Annotated in this window: 17 protein-coding genes; 2 read left to right on the top strand and 15 right to left on the bottom strand. The window is 60.7% G+C overall.

What is annotated here, in order from left to right; all coding sequences use genetic code 11:
- Positions 1-54 precede the first annotated feature (54 nt).
- Positions 55-1,356 carry a citrate synthase gene (locus LGT41_RS13015; protein WP_274127326.1) on the top strand — a complete coding sequence of 434 codons (1,302 nt, stop codon included), beginning with the start codon at positions 55-57 and terminating at the stop codon, positions 1,354-1,356.
- A complete protein-coding gene (locus tag LGT41_RS13020; RefSeq protein WP_274127327.1) occupies positions 1,353-1,823 on the top strand; it encodes a YbaK/EbsC family protein in 471 nt (156 codons plus the stop codon). The genes LGT41_RS13015 and LGT41_RS13020 overlap by 4 nt, the downstream gene beginning before the upstream one ends.
- On the opposite strand, the gene lpxB is transcribed toward LGT41_RS13020, so the two are convergent.
- The 15 genes from lpxB to rpsB form a co-directional block, all read right to left on the bottom strand.
- Positions 1,813-2,988: a lipid-A-disaccharide synthase gene (gene lpxB / locus LGT41_RS13025; RefSeq protein ID WP_274127329.1), complete on the bottom strand. Its 1,176-nt coding sequence runs from the start codon at positions 2,986-2,988 to the stop codon at positions 1,813-1,815. The two genes, LGT41_RS13020 and lpxB, sit on opposite strands and share 11 nt — an antisense overlap.
- Positions 2,985-3,848 carry an LpxI family protein gene (locus tag LGT41_RS13030; RefSeq protein WP_274127330.1) on the bottom strand — a complete coding sequence of 288 codons (864 nt, stop codon included), beginning with the start codon at positions 3,846-3,848 and terminating at the stop codon, positions 2,985-2,987. The genes lpxB and LGT41_RS13030 overlap by 4 nt, the downstream gene beginning before the upstream one ends.
- Complete coding sequence (lpxA, locus tag LGT41_RS13035; RefSeq protein ID WP_274127331.1) at positions 3,841-4,647, bottom strand: acyl-ACP--UDP-N-acetylglucosamine O-acyltransferase; 807 nt, start codon at positions 4,645-4,647, stop codon at positions 3,841-3,843. Before lpxA ends, LGT41_RS13030 begins: the two co-directional genes overlap by 8 nt.
- Positions 4,648-4,650: 3 nt before the next feature.
- The gene (fabZ, locus tag LGT41_RS13040) at positions 4,651-5,124 is read right to left on the bottom strand and encodes a 3-hydroxyacyl-ACP dehydratase FabZ (protein ID WP_274127332.1); all 474 of its coding nucleotides are present in this window, start codon (positions 5,122-5,124) and stop codon (positions 4,651-4,653) included.
- A gap of 16 nt (positions 5,125-5,140) precedes the next feature.
- Positions 5,141-5,695, bottom strand: coding sequence for an OmpH/Skp family outer membrane protein (locus LGT41_RS13045; RefSeq protein WP_274127333.1), 555 nt, complete (start codon positions 5,693-5,695; stop codon positions 5,141-5,143).
- A 20-nt stretch (positions 5,696-5,715) separates the two neighbouring features.
- Entirely contained in the window at positions 5,716-7,983 is a 2,268-nt protein-coding gene (gene bamA / locus LGT41_RS13050) for an outer membrane protein assembly factor BamA (RefSeq protein WP_274127334.1), read from the bottom strand.
- Between the two features lie 123 nt (positions 7,984-8,106).
- A complete protein-coding gene (rseP, locus tag LGT41_RS13055; RefSeq protein WP_274127336.1) occupies positions 8,107-9,435 on the bottom strand; it encodes an RIP metalloprotease RseP in 1,329 nt (442 codons plus the stop codon).
- On the bottom strand, positions 9,428-10,618 hold the full coding sequence (gene dxr, locus LGT41_RS13060) for a 1-deoxy-D-xylulose-5-phosphate reductoisomerase (protein WP_274127338.1): 1,191 nt from the start codon (positions 10,616-10,618) through the stop codon (positions 9,428-9,430). Before dxr ends, rseP begins: the two co-directional genes overlap by 8 nt.
- A gap of 3 nt (positions 10,619-10,621) precedes the next feature.
- Complete coding sequence (locus LGT41_RS13065) at positions 10,622-11,500, bottom strand: phosphatidate cytidylyltransferase (protein WP_274127340.1); 879 nt, start codon at positions 11,498-11,500, stop codon at positions 10,622-10,624.
- Positions 11,497-12,228, bottom strand: coding sequence for a polyprenyl diphosphate synthase (gene uppS, locus LGT41_RS13070; RefSeq protein ID WP_274127342.1), 732 nt, complete (start codon positions 12,226-12,228; stop codon positions 11,497-11,499). The genes LGT41_RS13065 and uppS overlap by 4 nt, the downstream gene beginning before the upstream one ends.
- Before the next feature lie 18 nt (positions 12,229-12,246).
- Positions 12,247-12,810 carry a ribosome recycling factor gene (gene frr, locus LGT41_RS13075; RefSeq protein ID WP_274127344.1) on the bottom strand — a complete coding sequence of 188 codons (564 nt, stop codon included), beginning with the start codon at positions 12,808-12,810 and terminating at the stop codon, positions 12,247-12,249.
- A gap of 10 nt (positions 12,811-12,820) precedes the next feature.
- The gene (pyrH, locus tag LGT41_RS13080; protein ID WP_274127345.1) at positions 12,821-13,558 is read right to left on the bottom strand and encodes a UMP kinase; all 738 of its coding nucleotides are present in this window, start codon (positions 13,556-13,558) and stop codon (positions 12,821-12,823) included.
- Between the two features lie 104 nt (positions 13,559-13,662).
- Positions 13,663-14,259, bottom strand: coding sequence for a sugar O-acetyltransferase (locus LGT41_RS13085; RefSeq protein WP_274127346.1), 597 nt, complete (start codon positions 14,257-14,259; stop codon positions 13,663-13,665).
- A 72-nt stretch (positions 14,260-14,331) separates the two neighbouring features.
- The gene (gene tsf, locus LGT41_RS13090) at positions 14,332-15,207 is read right to left on the bottom strand and encodes a translation elongation factor Ts (protein WP_274127347.1); all 876 of its coding nucleotides are present in this window, start codon (positions 15,205-15,207) and stop codon (positions 14,332-14,334) included.
- Positions 15,208-15,288: 81 nt separating this feature from the next.
- Positions 15,289-16,059, bottom strand: a complete 771-nt coding sequence (gene rpsB / locus LGT41_RS13095) for a 30S ribosomal protein S2 (protein WP_274127348.1) — start codon at positions 16,057-16,059, stop codon at positions 15,289-15,291.
- Positions 16,060-16,158: the final 99 nt, after the last annotated feature.

Below are 16,158 nucleotides of genomic sequence, written 5' to 3' on the forward strand. Positions count from 1 at the left end.
CTTGCGCAGCAGCGCCAATCAAGCAGGGCAAATGCCCGATGAATGAGGTTGAATATGCCAACAGACGCTTTCAAAACAGCGAAACTCTCATTCGGGGACAAAACCCTCGATTTGCCAATGCAAAGCCCCACGGCAGGCCCGGATGTCATTGATATCCGCAAGCTTTACGCTTTGGGCGATGTTTTTACCTATGATCCCGGCTTCACCTCGACGGCTGCTTGCGAAAGCGCCATCACCTATATCGACGGTGACAAGGGCGAGCTGCTTTATCGCGGCTACCCTATCGACCAACTTGCCGAGAAAAGCCACTTTCTGGAAGTGTGCTACATTCTGCTTTACGGCGAATTGCCGGACACAGCCAAGCTCGATGACTTCGTCTCACGCGTGACCAACCACACAATGCTGCACGAGCAGATGCACTTTTTCTACCGCGGGTTCCGCCGTGATGCGCATCCGATGGCGATTATCTGCGGCGTGCAGGGGGCGATGTCGTCCTTCTACCACGATTCGATTGATATTTCCGACCCGTGGCAGCGCGAGGTGGCCACCATCCGCATGATCGCCAAAATGCCGACAATCGTGGCCTGGGCCTATAAATATTCGGTTGGTCAGCCGTTCATCTACCCGCGCAACGACCTCGATTATGCCTCGAATTTCCTGCAAATGTGCTTTGCCGTTCCGGCCGAAGATTATGTGGTGAACCCCATTCTCAGCCGCGCAATGGACCGGATTTTCACGCTTCATGCCGATCATGAGCAGAACGCCTCGACCTCGACCGTGCGGCTTGCCGGCTCGTCTGGCGCCAACCCCTTTGCCTGTATTGCGGCTGGTATCGCCTGCCTATGGGGCCCGGCGCATGGCGGTGCCAATCAGGCCTGTCTTGAAATGCTGCGCGAAATTGGCACGGTTGACCGTATCCCCGAATATATCGCCCGCGCAAAGGACAAGGATGACCCGTTCCGCCTGATGGGCTTTGGCCACCGGGTTTACAAAAACTTCGACCCGCGCGCCAAGGTCATGAAGGAAAGCGCCGACGAGGTGCTTGGCCTGCTGGGGATTGAAAACAACCCCACGCTGCAAGTCGCCAAGGAATTGGAGCGTATTGCGCTGGAAGACCCGTATTTTGTTGAGAAAAAGCTCTATCCGAATGTCGATTTCTACTCCGGCATCATTCTGGATGCGATGGGATTCCCGACCTCGATGTTCACGCCGATCTTCGCGCTTGCCCGCACCGTGGGCTGGATTGCACAGTGGAAAGAGATGATGGAGGATCCGACGCAGAAAATCGGCCGCCCCCGCCAGCTTTACACCGGCGAGACTTCGCGCGATTACGTGGATATCGAAAACCGCGCATGAGCAAAAGCCTGAAGCGCGTGCTGGCCGAGATGGAAACACTCGGCCTGCAATGCGAGATTGTGCATAAGCCCGATGGCACGCTGACCGCGCAAGACGCGGCCAACGGGCTTGGCTGCACGGTCGGGCAAATCGTAAAATCCATCCTGTTTCGCGTGGCGGGGCGGGATGAGCATGTGCTGTTTCTGACATCGGGCGATAACCGGGTGAATCCGGCAAAGGCCGCCGCGCTTGCGGGCTGCGCACTGGAACGCGCCGATGCCGCCAGCATCCGCGCCTGGACAGGCTTTGCCATTGGTGGCGTTTCGCCCTTTGGCCATCTCCACCCCGTGCGCAAATTTCTGGATGAAGACCTGCTGCAATATGATGTGGTTTGGGCTGCCGCAGGCACGCCGAACCACAATTTTGCAATCAATCCCAAGGCCTTGCGCGATGTTGCTGGCGCAACGGTTGCGGCTTTTACGGCCTGATCTGCGCCATCACGGAACGGGCGGCGCGCAGGCCCGGTGCCTCACCTCCGGCCCCGATTTCACGCATCGCAACCGCACCAGCCGCGCGCTGCGCCGCGGCGGCTGCGGGGTTTTCAAGCAGCGCATCCAGCGCGGGCACAAGGTTTTCCGGCTTGCAGGCCGAAAACAGGAACTCTGGCACGGCGCGGCTGTCTGACAGCAGGTTCACCAATGTCACCGTATCGACCAGCGCCATTTGCCGCATCAGCCAGCCGGTGAGCGCATTCATCTGATAGCCGATGACCATTGGCACATTGGCCGCTGCCAATTCCAGCGAGACAGTGCCCGAGGCGGCGAGTGCGGCGCTGGAGGCGGCAAAAACCGTGCGTTTCTGCGCCTCAAAGGCATCAAAATCGGCCAATGGTGGCAAGATAATGGTATTTGTGCCCGCGAATGCCGCCTGAAGCGGGGGAACAAGACTGGGGCGCGCGGCGGGCACCAGTGGCACCAAGCCGGAGTGCTTTTCGGCCAGAATTTTAACGGTTGCCGCAAAAACCGGCGCAAGCCGCGCCACTTCACTGCCGCGGCTACCGGGGAGCAGGGTTAGAATGCGGGCATCGGGGGCAATGCCCAGTTGCGCACGCAGCGCGGCAATCTCACCCGCTGTGGCCCTTGGCTCAGCCGCAATCGGATGGCCGACAAAGTCACAGCTCATCCCCGCCGCTTGCATATAGGGTGGCTCGAAGGGCAGAAGCGCCAGAACATGGTTGATGCTGCGCGCCATTTTTTCGGCCCGCCCGGGCTTCCAGGCCCAGACAGAGGGCGCCACATAATGGATGAAGGGCGCCGCACTGCCCTTGCGCGCCGCCGCCGCCACGCGCAGCGTAAAGCCGGGGCTGTCGATGGTGACAAGGGCGGCGGGCTGGCGGGCAATGATATCGGCGGCCACCTCGTCGCGGCGTGCAAACAGGCTGCGCAGACGCGGCAACACCTCGACCAGCCCCATGATCGAAAGCTCGTCCATCGCGAACAGCGAATCCAGCCCGCGCGCCGCCATCAGCGGCCCACCAATGCCGGCAAAGCGCGTATCGGGGTCAAGCTGCAACAGCCCGTCCATCAGTGCCGCACCCAGCCTGTCGCCCGAGGCTTCGCCGGCGATCAGGTAGATCAGCGGCGCCTGTCTCATGACGGGTCGCGCGCCCATAGGAACAGGCCCAGTTCATCGGCCTTGGCGACCGTATCTTCCAGCCCCAGCACCAGCACGCCACCGGATTGGATGACCACCCCGGCCAGCCCGGCCTTGGCGGCCATTTCCATTGTGCGCGGGCCGATGGCGGGCAGGTCCACACGCCAATCCTGCCCCTGTTTCGGGGCCTTTAGCAGCACACCGCGCGCACCGTCCGGGTCTGGCCGGTAGCGCGCGCCGGTTTCGGCGACGAATTCAAGCATCCGGTCGGTGCCGGGGCTGCTTTCGGTTGCCAGGCACAGGCCCTGGGCGACGATCGCGCCCTGCCCCACATCGAGCCGACCGAGCGCGGTGACAATTTCTTCGGCGCGCGCGGCATCGGCGCGGTCATCCACGCTGGGTTGCGCGCGTGTGGGAATGCCCGCCGGAATGAGCAGCCCTTCAAGCAGGTCATGTGCGCCGGTAATTTTGAACCCCTCCGCCTCGAAAATGCTCGTGACCATTGCCAAAGTATCGTTATCGCCCTTTTTCAGCCCGGCGAGAATGCGCGGTGCCAGGCGCAAACCCTTGATGTCAAAACGCAACGGGCTGAGTTTCGGGCGGGTCATGCCGCCGGCCATTGTCACCTCGGCGCAGTTTGCGCGTTTGAGCGCGCGAAACAGCCGCCCCGGCTTTTCAAAGATCGCCGGAATGACCGGATAATCCTTTGCCCAGTCCAGCGCGATGCCCTCGAACACCACAATCGTGCAGGGCCGCCCGATACGGCGACATTCCTCGGCCACCAGGCGGGGCAAGACACCTTCGCCTGCAATAATGGCCAAAGGGTCAAGCACGGCGGGAAGGTTTGCGCCGCTAGTCATTGGGCAAAATGAAAGAACGGCCAGATTCGGCCAGAAGGAAGCTGGTGATTTCCTGCACAAGCGGCATATCGGCAAAGTTCTGCGCCACAAGTGCTGCGCGGTCGCGCAAGGTGCCATCGCCGCTGAACAGCGCACGATAGGCGGCGCGCATCCGGTGAATTTCGGCCTTGTCCAGCCCGCGGCGTTTCAGCCCGGTCAGGTTCAGCCCGCCAAGCTGCGCGCGCGCGCCGATCGTTGCGCCGTAAGGAATGACATCGCCCGAAACGACACAGCCCGCGCCCACAATCGCGCCCTGCCCGATGCGTGAAAACTGCACAATGCCCGCAAGCCCGCCCAGAATGGCATGATCGCCAATTTCGACATGCCCGGCCAGCGAAGCATGGTTCGCCATGACAACGCGGTTGCCAACCTTGCAGTCATGGCCAACATGGGTGCCAAGCATGAACAGGCAATCATCGCCAATCTGCGTAAGCCCGCCGCCGCCCGCCGTGCCGGGGTTGATCGACACGCTTTCGCGGATCATGTTGCGCGCGCCAATCACCAGCTTTGTGGCTTCGCCCGCATATTTCAGGTCTTGGGGCTGGTGCCCGACCGAGGCAAAGGGCCAGACCCGTGTGCCTTCGCCAAGGCTTGTATCGCCCGCCAGTGCCACATGGCTTTTCAGCACGACATTGGCTGCCAGCCGCACCTGTGCGCCGATAACGCAAAACGGGCCGATCTGGCAGCCCGGGCCAATTTCGGCCCCCGGCGCCACAATGGCCGAAGCATGGATACTGGCCGTCGGGTCGATCAATGCCATCGGCTATTGCTCGTCCGGCATGACGATCATGGCGGAATACTCGCTTTCGGCCACGATCTTGCCATCGACCTTCGCCTCGCCCCAGAATTTCCAGATTTTGCCGCGGCTGCGGATGACCGATACATGCAGCTCCAGCACATCGCCGGGCATGACCAGCTTGCGAAAGCGGGTTTTATCCATTGTCATGAAATAGACCAGCACATCGGTGTCTTCCAGCCCGAGGGTCTTGATGACCAGAACGCAGGAAGTCTGGGCCATCGCCTCGACAATCGTGACGCCCGGCATGATGGGTTTGGACGGGAAATGCCCCTGAAAATGCGGCTCGTTCACCGAAACATTCTTGATGCCCACGGCGGATTCACCCATCTTCATATCGCGCACCCTGTCGATGAACAGGAACGGATAGCGATGCGGCAGCAGGCGCCGGATTTCCATGATGTCAGCGCCCGGCAACTCGCTGGTGTCTGCGTCTGTCATATGTTCTCCTTTGGACTTATGGGTCGGTTGGCAAAAGCGCCGGGTCTGCGGCATAGGCCGCGTCAAGCCGCGATACGGCCAGGTCGGTTATATCTAGGCTGGTGTTGTATAGCAGCACGGAACGGCGGTCCATTATCGCTGAAGCGCGGCTTTGCACCATGATATCGCCCAGTATCTGCGCGGCTGTGGCATAAAAGGCGCGGCGCCGGTCTTCGTTGCGCTGGGTCTGGGCACGGTCCTTATCAAGCTGTTCGGCACGCACACGCTCTACCCGCTGGTTGAAAGCCTCGGCGCGCACGCGAAAATCTTCCGGCGTGGCGGTTTTGCGCAATTCGGTCAGCGCGGTTTCTTCGGCGGAAAGCTCGGCGGCAATCCTCTCGCCCTCAGCCGTCAGCACGGCGCGTTCTTCGGATTCCAGCGAAAGTATGGCGCGGCCAAGGGTCGAGTCGACCAGCAAACGTTCCTGGTTGACAAAAAGAATCGCGCCGGGGGGCGGGGCTGTCGGGTCGGTCTGCGCCTGAACCGGCAAAGCCAGCCCAAGCGCGAAACATATGGCCAGAATCCAGCGCAATGGAACCCTTCCGCTGTGGCTTAAAAGCTTGTGCTGACGGAAACCGAGAAGACCTGCGTGATATCACCCGGCTGTTCGAGCAAGGGATAGGCCCAGCTGAACTGCAACGGCCCAAGCGGGGTTTGCCAGTAAAGCGCAAGCCCGGCGGTGGCACGCAGATAGGCGGCGTCATCAATCGCACCCGATGCGCCAACCGGCGCGCCATCCAGACCCCAGACAGAGCCTAGGTCGACAAAGGCGCCGCCCATGAACCCAAGATCGCGGGGCACGCCGATCGGGAATTTCGCATCGAGCCGGGCAATGGCATAGAAATTGCCGCCAAGCGCGTCATTCACCGAACCGCCATCATCGTCGCGCGGGCCGATCCCGCCAACATCAAAGCCGCGGAAGCTGGTGCCGCCAAGGAAAAAGCGGTCGGTCACGCGGGTATTGGCAGAACTGCCTGCAAACAGCGCGCCCCCCTCGATATCGGCCGACAGGATTACCGAATCGTCAAACAAGCCAAGATAGCCCTTGGCACGCGCCGTAACCTTGAAATAATCGGCATCGCCGCCAAGCCCGGCATATTGGCCGGTCAGGCGCAAGATATAGCCGGTCGACGGGTCAAACGTATCGTTGCGGGTGTCATGCGTCAGTGCAAACCCGATGGCCGAGCGCACCTGTGTGCCCTCATCGGCAATGATCACCGGCGAGGTGGTGCCCGGCACCGTATCGCGGATTTCTTCGCTGACAATTTCATAATTCAGGCTGATGCGCGTATCCGGCCCAAGCGGGAAACCCACCTGCGGACGGAACCCGAATTCGGTTGTCTGGAAGGACGATTCCGTGCGGTCGATCTCGCGGAAATACAGATCGCCCCCAAGCGAAAAGTCGCGGTCATTCACGCGCGGTTCGGTAAAACTGATCGAGGCAATGCTCGTCCGCTCGCCATATTCAAGTTCGAGTGCGAATTGCTGGCCACGCCCAAGCAGGTTGCGCTCGGTGATCGAAACCTTGCCACTGAAGCCGACATCGGTGGAATAGCCGGCACCAAAGGTGAACGAACCGGTCGAAGCGTCTTGCACATCAACCTCGACCACCGCCTGATCGGGGGATGAACCTTCGCGCACACGCACCGAAACATTGGAGAAATAGCGCAGCGCCTGCAAGGCCGCCTCCGCTTCGCGGATTTTGCGCGGATTCATCGCATCGCCTTCGACCAGCGCGAATTCGCGGCGGATCACGCGGTCAATCGTCTGGCTGTTGCCGCGAATATCAATCCGCTCGACATAGACCCGCTCGCCATTGACCAGCTCGAAGGTTACATCGACCGTGCCATCTGCCTCGTTACGCGTGAAACGCGGCACGGCGCGCAGAAAGGGCCGGCCCTGACGGGAGGCTTCTTCTTCGATCGCCTCGACGGTTTGCTGCACCCGCGATGCACGATAACGCTGGCCTTCGCGCGTGCGAATGAACCGGTTATAGGCGCTGGCATCAACGCCGTCGATCTGGGTTGAGACCCTGGCGGCGCCAAAATCATAGCTTGCGCCTTCGTAAACCGAATAGGTCAGGAACACGCCATCGCGGTTCAGCGCGAATTCGCCCACGCTTGCCTCGACCCGCGCATCGATATAGCCACGCTCGCGGTAGAAATTGACCAATGCAGCCGCGTCGGCCGAAGAATTGGCCATTGCGAAATTATCACGCGTGCGGATATTGGCCAGCGCACCCCCCTCGCCCGAACGCACAGCACGGCGCAGGCGGGCATCGGTAAAGCGGCTGTTGCCGGTAAAATTCACCCCGTCAACCGAGGCAACGCGCCCCTCGCTCACCTCGAATACAAGGTTTACGCGGCCATCCTCGCGCTGAATGATGACCGGGCGCACCTCGGCATCAAAGCGGCTTTTTTCGGTGTAATATTGCGCAATTCGGCGGGCATCGGCCTCGACCGTGGCGCGGTTCATCGGGCCGCGCGCGGCAGATTCGGTTATCGCGGCAAGCTCGGAATCGCTTATCGTGGAATTGCCCTCGAAATTCACAATGCCAATGACAGGGTTTTCGCGCACCTCGATGACCATGCGCCCCGCAGCCGGGCGGATATCGGCAAATTCGAACAGGCCGGCGGCATAAAGGCGGCGAAGCGCCTCGTTTATAGCTGCCGGGCTGACAGCGACGCCCGGCACAAGGCCGGAAAGCGCAATAACCGTGTCAGCGGGAATCGCCTGATTCCCCGTTACAACGACAGATGAAAAGCTGATCTGGGATTGGGCGATTGCAGTTTGCGGCAGGGTCACGAGCGGCGCAGTCACCGCAAATGCCGATAAAGTCAATGTAAAACAACTGGTTAAAAACCGGCCTTTGAATCCCAATTTCATCATCTCGCATCCGCCTTGTTATGTCACGCCGGCTATTACCGGTCGTTGAACGCAACCCTAAAGGAGTCGCATGATGTCGTTATAGGTAACAAAGATGAACATGAACAGCACGAAGAAAAGCCCGATCGACATGACAATCTGCTGCGCGCGCTCGCTGGGTTTGCGGCGGCGCACCGCTTCAACGGCCAGCAGGACAAGATGGCCACCGTCCAGAATGGGAATGGGCAGCAGGTTTACAAATCCAATGCCCGCCGAAAGCGCCGCTGTCCACTGGATGAGCGAGGGCAGGCCCTGCCGTGCAACATCGCCCGTGGCCTGGGCAATACCCACCGGGCCGGACAGGTTTTTGGGGCTGAGTGCGCCGCGGATTATGGCGCGAATGGCGGTAATGGTGAAGCTGATCTGGTTCTTGACGGTCGTTGCGCCTATCCCCAACGCCTCGAAAATTCCGGGTGTGCGGCTGGCCACATCAAAATACGACCCGACCATGCTGATACCGATCACAACGTCATTGGTGACGGTGCCATCGGCGCGCAACTGTTCCACCGGGCGGGCGGTAAGCGTGGTCGTCACATCCGCGCCATTGCGCCAGATGTTGAGTGTGATGGGCGTGGAGCCGCTGGCAACGATCAGATCCTTCATTGCCGTAAAGCTGTTCACCGGCGTGCCGTTCACGGCCAGCACCACATCGCCGGGTTCCAGCCCCGCCTCTTTTGCCGGGCTTTCAGGATGCACGAAAGCCACCATAGCAGGCACAAGCGGCGGGATTTCAAGCTCGCGCGCGCGGCCATCGCGCAGCACGGTCACGTTGATCATGCCGGTCAGCTCCTGGTCGCTGACCACATCAAACACCTCGGCAAAACTGGAAACGGGCGTGCCTTCAACAGACGTGAACACATCGTCAACCTGTAGGCCGGTCTCGTAGGGCATGGCCAGAACCTCGCCCACGCGCGGCTCGTCCACCGCCACGCCCTGCACCATGATCACGCCGGTATAAATGGCCACGGCAAGCACCATATTTGCAGCGGGGCCAGCTGCAATGGTGAGCGCGCGCCGCCATGTCGAGGCGGCGGGAAAGCTGCGCGCGGCATCGGGGCCAAGCGTTGCCGCCTTGTCCTGCGTGGCGCTGGCGGCATCGGCATCGCCCAGAAACCTGACATAGCCGCCCAGCGGCACGGCTGCCAATTGCCAGCGCATCCCGCGTTTATCGGTGCGCGACCAGATGATCTTGCCAAAGCCAAGCGAGAACACCTCGGCATGGATGCCACACCAGCGGCCCACAAGGTAATGGCCCATTTCATGCACGAAAACCACAATGCTGATAATGACAATAAAACTGCCCAAGGTGAGCGCGACATCAATAATATTTTGCGCGAAATCAATCACTTACAAGCCCCTTATTCTTGGCAATCCAGTCTTCTGCAGCATTACGCGCAACGGTATCAATTGTTAATACAGTATTTAGATCGCGAGGTATTTGCGTAATTACCGCTCTCACGTAGGGTTGATCTAGCACATCTTCAACCAGACGCGCCATGTCCAGAAACCCGATCTGGCCGGCCAGAAACGCATCGAGCGCCGCTTCCTTGGCGGCGTTGAAGGCGGCACCGTGCCCGCCCCCGGCCGCAAGAACCTGTCGCGCCAGCCGCAAGGCGGGAAAGCGCAGAGGGTCGGGCGGTTCGAAATCAAGCTGGCGCAGGGTTTCAAGGTTGAGCGGGGGCACGGGCAATGGCGCACGGTCGGGCCAGTTCAGCGCATAGCCGATGGGGGCGCGCATGTCGGGCGTGCCCAAATGCGCAAGAATGGCCCCGTCGCAAAACTCGACCATCGAATGCACAATGGCTTGCGGATGCACGATCACCTCGATCGCCGCGGCGGGCATGTCATAAAGATTGGCCGCCTCGATCACCTCCAGCGCCTTGTTGAACATGCTGGCACTATCCACCGAAATGCGCTGGCCCATATCCCATGTTGGGTGGGCCACGGCCTGTGCGGGGGTGGCATTCGCCATTTGCGCCAGGCTCCATGTGCGGAACGGGCCGCCGGTGGCTGTCAGGATCAAGCGGCGCACCTTGGCGGCATCTTCGCCATTCATGGCCTGCCACAGCGCGGAATGCTCGCTATCTACCGGAAGCAGACGGGTTTTATGGGCAGCACAGCGCGCGCGCAGCAAAGCCCCGGCACAGACAAGCGATTCCTTGTTGGCCAGCGCCAGCACCCGCGTGCTTGCCGCCAGTTCCAGCGTGGGGCGCAGGCCCGCCACGCCGACAATCGCCGACATGGCCCAATCGGTGGGGCGGCTGGCAGCCTCGGTCAGGGCATCCGGCCCGGCGGCGGCTTCAACGCCGCTGCCTTCAAGCGCGCGGCGCAGCTCGTCCAGATGTTGCGGATAGGCGGTAACGGCGATGCGCGCACCAAGGTTGCGCGCCTGTTCGGCCAGCAGGGCAATATTCGCCCCGCCCGACAGCGCCACGACATCAAAAGCCGCACGTCCGCCGCCACGATTGATCAGATCAACGGTGTTGACGCCGACCGAGCCGGTCGCCCCGAATATGCTGATCCGGCGCATTGCCTAAAAGACCAGCGTCAACACATAGATGTTGACGGCGGCGACCAGCCCATCGAGCCGGTCGAGAATGCCGCCGTGGCCGGGAATGAGCGCAGAGCTGTCCTTGACGCCCTTGCGCCGCTTGAGCCAGCTTTCGCCAAGGTCGCCGATTTGCGCGGCAAGGGCCAGCAGCAGGCTGGTTGTGACCGTGGGCCACAGCGCCCAACCGGGGGCGAACAGCCCGAAACCTAGCCCCACAATGGCCGCCAGCCCCCAGCCGCCCAGCGTGCCCGACCATGTCTTGCCGGGGCTGATGGCTGGCCATAGCTTGGGCCCGCCCACGGTGCGGCCCACGAAATAGCCGCCAATATCGGTGGCCACGACCAGCAGGATCAGCCAGTAAACCAGCAGCAACCCGGCCGTGGTGTCGCCGCGATAATGCGCCAGCGCCGCCACCGGAAGGCCGAAATACACCACGCCAAGCGCCAGCCACAGCCAGGATTTCTTGCGCGCCGCGACAATGGCGACCACGGCCAGACCAAGCGGAATCATCGCCCAGACAAGGCCGAATATCTGCCCGACAAGGGCCGAGCCAATCGCGCCCGCCGCCATGACCAGCAATGAAATGTTGTTCACCCCGTATTGGCCGGTGATCAGCCCGCGATATTCCCACATTATCAGCGCGCCACCAACGGCAAGCATCCCCGATGTCCAGATGCCACCAAGGTAAAAGAAGACCAGCGCCATAACCGCCAGGGCCAGGCCAGAGATGATGCGCATCCGCAAATCGGCAAAACCGCCCGGCCTGGGCGCATCGCCGGGCTTGAAGGCGAACGGGTCATCCGCCGTTTCGGGCGCAACCTCGATCGTGTCGATATCTTCCAGCTGGTCGTCATCGCTCATTTGCTGACCGCCCCGAAGCGGCGATCACGGGTCATGAACCCGTCTATCGACGCCTGAAATGCAGCCCGGTCAAAGTCGGGCCAATTGATGTTGAGAAAATCATATTCCGAATAGGCCGCCTGCCAAAGCAGGAAATTCGAGGTGCGGCATTCACCGGATGTGCGGATAACCAGATCGGGCTCGGGCAGATCGGCGGTATCCAGATGCGCGGTGATCAGGTCTTCATCCACCTGCTCGGGGCTAAGCTCTCCGCTGGCCACGCGGCGGGCGATGGTCTGCACGGCACGTATCATCTCGTCACGGCCACCGTAATCGACCGCAATCGTCAGGTTCAGCTTTGTGCCGCGCGCGGTGCGGTTTTCGGCCATATCCATCAGCGCGCGCAGGCTTTTGGTAAACCGGTCGCGCCGCCCGATGAAGCGCAGGCGAACGCCGTGTTCCACAAGGCTTGCCACTTCTTTCTGGATGTAACGGCGCAAAAGGCGCATCAGGCCGGAAACCTCGTCCGCCGAACGCTTCCAGTTCTCGGTGGAAAACGCATAAAGCGTAAGATGCGTCACCCCTAGGTCGGGGCAGGCCTTGACCGTATCGCGCACGGTTTCAACGCCGCGTTTGTGCCCGAACAGCCGCGGCAGGCCGCGCGCGGTTGCCCAGCGGCCATTCCCATCCATGATCATGGCAACATGGCGCGCTTGCGTCACATTCCGTTTAGCGCGTGAATTCGCCATATCTGCTCCTGATGCAGGCTATACCTGCATGATTTCCGCCTGCTTGCCCTCAAGCACCTTGTCGACCATGCTGATATGCCTGTCGGTCGCGTCCTGAATTTCATCGGCCCACAGCTTCTGGTCATCTTCCGACATGCCATCGGCCTTGGCCTTTTTCAACTTGTCCATACCGTCGCGGCGCACGTTGCGCACGGCAATGCGGGCGTTTTCGGCATAGGTGCCGGCCAGTTTGGCCAATTCGCGGCGGCGCTCTTCGTTCAATTCGGGGATGGGCAGGCGCAGGGTTGCACCATCCATCACAGGGTTGATGCCGATGCCGGCATTGCGAATGGCCTTGTCCACGGCGTTCACCATTGCCTTGTCCCAGACATTGACCGTGACCATGCGCGGCTCGGGCACGTTGATCGTGGCCACCTGGTTGATGGGCGTCGGGCTGCCATAGGCTTCGACCATCACCGCATCCAGCATACTGGCACTGGCGCGGCCGGTGCGCAACGAGGCAAAGTCGTGCTTTAACGCGGTTATGGCACCATCCATCCGCTTGTTGATGTCATCAATATCAATATCCAACTCGTCCGACATACGCGCCTCTTTATTTTTGCTCGACCACGGTAAAGCGGCCCTTGCCTTGCAGGATAGACACAAAGCCACCCGAATCTGCCAGACTGAATACCACGATTGGCAGTTTATTGTCGCGCGCCAATGCAATGGCCGAGGCATCCATGACCTTGAGGTGCTTTTGCAGCACATCGTCATAGGTAATCCGCTCAAACCGCTTGGCATCTGGGTTTTTCTTGGGGTCGCTGTCATAGATCCCGTCAACCGAGGTGCCCTTGAAAATCGCCTCGCAGCCCATTTCGGTGGCGCGCAGCGTGGCGGCGGTGTCGGTGGTGAAATAGGGGTTGCCGGTGCCTGCCGCAAATATCACAACGCGGCCCTTTTCAAGATGGCGCACGGCGCGGCGGCGGATGTAAGGTTCGCAGATCTGGTCCATCGGAATGGCGGAGATGACGCGGGTGAAGGTGTCCATCGCCTCCAGCGCCGATTGCATGGCCAGCGCGTTCATGACCGTGGCCAACATGCCCATATAGTCGGCGGTCGTGCGCTCCATCCCCTGGGCCGAGCCTTGCAGCCCGCGGAAAATATTGCCCCCGCCGATCACCACACACACTTCAACACCCAGATCGACGACCGATTTGATCTCGGCGGCGATGCGCTCCACTGTGGGCGGGTGCAGCCCGTATTGCCCCGGGCCCATCAGTGCCTCGCCCGAGATTTTGAGCATGACCCGTTTATAGTTGAGCGGCGGCGTTGTGGCGTCCGGGGTCATGGAATCTCCTGTTTGGGTTTGGCGCGTAAAATGGTGTAAAATTGCCTTCGGTTCAATGCCAAATGGCGCAATCACCAAATGAGGTGGCGAAGGGCCGCCAAAGCCTAGGCGTCATCGACCGATTTGATGATGCGCGCCGGGCTGCCCACGGCCACAACGCGGGCGGGCAGTGATTTGGTCACAACCGCACCGGCGCCCACCACCGTGCCATCGCCAATCGTTACGCCGGGCATGATGATGGCCCCTGCCCCGATCCAGCATTTTTCGCCAATGGTAATGGGCTTTGAGATATTCACCACCGAAAACGGTATCGGGCGGTCGCCTACCGGCGGGCCGAAACGGTCTTCGGGGCGGATGGGATGCGTTGCCGTGATGAACTGCGCATTGGGGCCAACCATCGTTTGCGAACCGATGGCAATGATGTTGCTATCCAGAAATGTCGCGCCGGCATTGATGAACACAAAGGCACCGAAATGCAAATGGATGCCGTATTCCACCGTGAATGGCGGGCGGATCATGCACGGCCCGTCCATTTTGCCAAGCAAGGCCTGCATCGCGCCGATGCGCCCTTCAATGTCATGCGATGAAATCGCGTCGAGCGCGGCCTTGCGCGTTGATGCCTGCGCCTGAAGGTCGAGCAGATAGGCATCGCCACCGTTATGCGGCTCACCGGCCAGCATTTTGCGGTAGTTTTCGTTCATAATCCCCCCTTTGGCGTGCAAAAAGCCCGGTTGCTTGCACAACCGGGCTTGAGCTTAGCAGAAGATTGCAGCTTATGCGCCGCGGGTTTTTGCAACCTCGGCTGCAAAATCCTCTTCTTCTTTTTCAATACCTTCGCCAACGCCCATGCGCACGAAACCGGTGATTTCAACGCCAGCTTCCTTGGCGGCCGCGCCAACCGTCAGGTCGGGGTTGATCACGAAAGCCTGGTTCAGCAGGGTCACTTCCTGGAAGAATTTCTGCATACGGCCCTTGATCATGTTTTCGATGATCGCTTCGGGCTTGCCGGATTCGCGGGCCTGCTCGGTCAACACGGTTTTCTCGCGCTCAACCAGTTCAGCCGACAAATCAGCCTCGGAAAGCGAGGCGGGGTTGGTGGCGGCGATATGCATGGCAATCTGCTTGCCAATTCCGTTGTCGGTGCCTTTCAGTGCAACCAGCACGCCGATTTTGCCTTTGCCATCGGCGACCGCGTTATGCACATACATCGCCACGGAGTCGCCGCTCAGCCGGGCCATGCGGCGCACGCTCATATTCTCGCCAATCGTCACGATCTTGTCGGTTACAACCTCGGCAACGGTTTTGCCTTTCAGCGGGGCAGCCAGCAGCGCGTCGAAATCCTCAACGGTAATGGCGACATTGGTGATGTCACCAACCAGCGCCTGAAACTCGGCGTTCTGGGCGACAAAGTCGGTTTCCGAGTTCACCTCGACAACAACGCCGGAATTGCCCGACACCATAGCGCCGACCAGACCTTCCGCAGCCACGCGGCCAGCCTTTTTGGCGGCCTTGGCCAGGCCTTTGGTGCGCAGCCAGTCAACCGAGGCTTCCATATCGCCATTGTTTTCAACAAGGGCTTTTTTCGCGTCCATCATGCCTACGCCGGTGGAATCGCGCAGTTCTTTTACCATGCTTGCGGTGATCGACATTGTCGCTCTCCTTTAAGAATTCTGGGTTTGAAACAACAACGGGGGGCACGCCGCCCCCCGCATCAGCCGGGTTGGGCCGGATTATTCAGCAGCGCCTTCGGCGGCAATCGCCTCTTCGCTCGGGGCTTCTTCCATTGCGCCAACGTCAACACCACGTGCGCCCATCTGCTGGGCCATACCGTCAAGCGCGGCACGCGCGATCAGGTCGGTGTAAAGCGCGATGGCGCGGCCGGCATCGTCATTGCCGGGGATCGGGAAGTCGATGCCGCGCGGATCGGAGTTGGTGTCAAGCACCGCAATCACCGGAATGCCGAGTTTTCTGGCTTCGGTAATGGCCAGCGCTTCTTTGTTGGTGTCGATCACGAAGATCAGATCAGGCACGCCACCCATCGAGCGGATACCGCCAAGCGATGCCTGCAATTTGGCCTGCTCGCGTTCCATGTTCAAACGCTCTTTCTTGGTCAGGCCGGCGGCCCCGCCTTCAAGCGCCTCGTCGATATGCTTGAGCCGCGCGATCGAGTTGGACACGGTTTTCCAGTTGGTCAGCGTGCCGCCCAGCCAGCGGTGGTTCATGTAATACTGTGCCGAACGCTCGGCGGCTTCTGCAATCGCCTTTGAAGCCTGACGCTTGGTGCCAACGAACAGAATGCGCCCGCCCTTGGCAACGGTAGCAGCAACAGCCTGCAGGGCTGCATCGAGCAGCGGCACGGTCTGTGTCAGGTCCATGATGTGGATGCCGTTACGGTCGCCGTAGATATACGGGCCCATCAGCGGGTTCCAGCGATGTGTCTGGTGGCCAAAGTGAACGCCTGCTTCCAAGAGCTGGCGCAATGTGAACTCGGGTAGAGCCATTGTCGTTTCCTTTCCGGTTTCGCCTTGGCAGAGAATCAGGGAAGCCCCAACCGGTGGATCTGGGGGGATGTCTGTCCCCAAACCCGTCTCTGCCTGTGG

The sequence above is a fragment of the Abyssibius alkaniclasticus genome (genome assembly GCF_020447305.1).
Taxonomy (GTDB): Bacteria; Pseudomonadota; Alphaproteobacteria; order Rhodobacterales; family Rhodobacteraceae; genus Abyssibius; species Abyssibius alkaniclasticus.